Raw genomic sequence first — 2,472 nt, forward strand, 5'->3', positions numbered from 1 at the left:
CAGCCGTACCCCCGGCGACGTGCGCGAACAGCGCGGTTACCGCAGCGCTCACGCGGACACCCCGAACACCCGGGTGACAGCGGCGGCCACGCACCGGATGTACTCCAGCGGCGGCACCCCCCGCCCCTGGGGCAGCTCACCCCGGTAGGCCGCCATCGTCCGCCCGACCCGCTCAGCCAGCCCCAGCAGGCTCTCGGACGCCAGCGCGAACCGCAGCGCCTCCCGCACGGCGTCGTCGTCGGCCAGATCGCCGTACTCCAAGTCCACAGCGGGCGTGTACACCAGCAGCGTCAGCAGCTCAGCGAACGACAGGTACGCCGTCACCGGCACAGCGATCCGCACCGGCTCGTTCCTGTCCACGTCACCGAACGCGTCCACACGGCGGCCCACCGGACCCGGGACCGAACGAACCGCAAGCATTCCAGGCATCATGGAGACACCCCTTCTGGGTAGGGCGCGGTGTCCTTGCTTGGCCGCTGGCACCGCGCCTCTTTGCTGCCTCAGACCGACTGGCCTGAGCCAGTTACTGGCCTGAGCCAGTTCTACTGGCGCAAGCCAGTAGCCGTCAACCCCCGCAATGCTCACTGGCTCAAACCAGGTCGTAAACTGGTCAGAGCCAGATGGGGTACAGAAGGAACGAAGGGTGATGCACGATGCGGAGCGAGCCGGACAGGGAAGAGCCTGCAAGCCGCAAGATCGCAACAGATCTACGCAAGAAGGTTGAAGACGGGACGTACCCCCCGGGTGCAAAACTGCCTTCACAGCGGGCACTAGCAGAGTTGTATGGTGTCGCTCGCAATACCGTCGATGAGGCGCTGAAGATCCTGGGGCAACAGGGAATCGTCACCGCCGAATGGGGGCGTGGCGTCTTCGTGCGGGAACGGAAGCCACTTCTCCGCTTGGGTAGCGACAGATACTCACCAAAGTATCGAGAATTGGGCCTCTCGCCGTTCCTGCTTGAATGCGCCAAGCAGGGAAAGACCGGCCGTTTCCAGGTGCTCAGTATTGAGCGAGTGAAGCCGGAGAAGGAGCTAGCGAAGAATCTCAAGGTCTCAGATAAGGGAAAGTCAGTATTGCGTCGAGAGAACGTCTTTTGGGCAGACGATGATCCGGTCTATCGCGTCACAACCTGGGTTCCGTGGATTCTGGCTCAGGGAACGGGACTACTTGAAGCAGAGGTGCCGCATCGCTTCGGAATCCACGGCATCCTCGAAGACAAGGGCCACACAGTCGTTCGCATCAACGATGAAGTCACAGCCCGAATGCCAACATCAGAGGAAGTCCAGTACCTCAAGCTCCCACGGGGCGTTCCCGTGCTCGACGTGCTTCACACGAGCCTTGACCAGCAGGGTGAACCGTTCGAAGTGACGCAGTTCGTCATGCGTGCAGACATGAATGGGTTGAGCTACAACGCACCCGTCGAGTAGGAATCAGGAGGTCAAGAGTGAGTCAGAGAACCTACCCGGTGAGCGGCCCGGTCATTCGACCCAGACTTGAGGTCGATATCCTCGAAGCGGCTGCCGCTCTCGTAGAGGTCCATTCCACGGATGGCTATCCGGTAGAGGGGGTGGATCAGCCCGAAGAGTGGCTAACACCCCCTGGTCTCATCCATGCATGGGTTGCCGAAGTGGATAGGCGAATCGTTGGTCACGTAGCCATCAGTCGCCCCAACGGAGAGGATGCGGTTTCCTGCTGGCTGCAACAAGGGGAAGGCGCTAAGGAAGAAACTGCCGTCTTGGCTCGCCTTTTCGTCCTACAGGAGGCGCGCGGAAACACGGTCGGAGCGCTCCTTGTATGCGCAGCAACTGAGCACGCACAAGGAGCCGGAATCCGTCTTGTCCTCGATGTGATGGAAAAGGACACGGCTGCTATTCGACTGTATGAGCGTCTGGGGTGGCAGAAACTCGGGGTAACGACTCACGTCTACGGAGATGCGAAATCTGCTAAGGCCGTTTGCTACGTGTCGCCCGGCGTCTAGCAGCATGACGGCCCCACCGGGCCCCAGTGGGACACGAGAAATGTGAGAGATGCGGGGGTGCCTGCTAGGCGCTAGTCCGCTGGTCAGGGTGGGTTTGGGGTGCTAGTGGGGGTGCTAGACCTAGCAGCCGCCCCTGCTAGGTCTAGCAGGGGGGAAGAGCGCGGGGACCGCCCTTTGGGCGGGCGACCTTCAGCCGCCCACGGTCCGTACGTCACGACGTAGGGGTTGCGACTGCGGGAGCTCCGGTTCTGGGTCTGTCCGAAGCTGGGATTTCTGCGTCACCGCGTCATCTGCGTCAATCAGGCTCTTGACCTGCGGTTTTCGGTGACGCAGCGGGGTTCGGGGTGCGTCACCCGTGACGCAGGCTTCCGTCACGGGGTGACGCGGGTGACGCGGGGTGACGCGGGATTCCGGGGTCTGCGTCACCGCCGTTGCCGCAGGTCACCGGCCGTCTGTCGGGTGCTGGTGACGTGGGTGACGCAGCGCTTCCCTTC

Annotated in this window: 3 protein-coding genes; 2 read left to right on the plus strand and 1 reads right to left on the minus strand. The window is 62.5% G+C overall.

Features of this window, described 5'->3' with window-relative positions:
* Window positions 1–48: 48 nt before the first annotated feature.
* The gene (locus tag ACWF94_RS38590; protein WP_453499661.1) at window positions 49–420 is read right to left on the minus strand and encodes a hypothetical protein; all 372 of its coding nucleotides are present in this window, start codon (window positions 418–420) and stop codon (window positions 49–51) included.
* A gap of 233 nt (window positions 421–653) precedes the next feature.
* On the opposite strand from ACWF94_RS38590, the gene ACWF94_RS38595 reads away from it, so the two are divergent.
* Complete coding sequence (locus tag ACWF94_RS38595) at window positions 654–1,427, plus strand: GntR family transcriptional regulator (RefSeq protein ID WP_453499663.1); 774 nt, start codon at window positions 654–656, stop codon at window positions 1,425–1,427.
* A 38-nt stretch (window positions 1,428–1,465) separates the two neighbouring features.
* The gene (locus tag ACWF94_RS38600; RefSeq protein ID WP_453499665.1) at window positions 1,466–1,978 is read left to right on the plus strand and encodes a GNAT family N-acetyltransferase; all 513 of its coding nucleotides are present in this window, start codon (window positions 1,466–1,468) and stop codon (window positions 1,976–1,978) included.
* Window positions 1,979–2,472: the final 494 nt, after the last annotated feature.

The sequence above is a fragment of the Streptomyces sp. NPDC055078 genome, assembly GCF_053607985.1.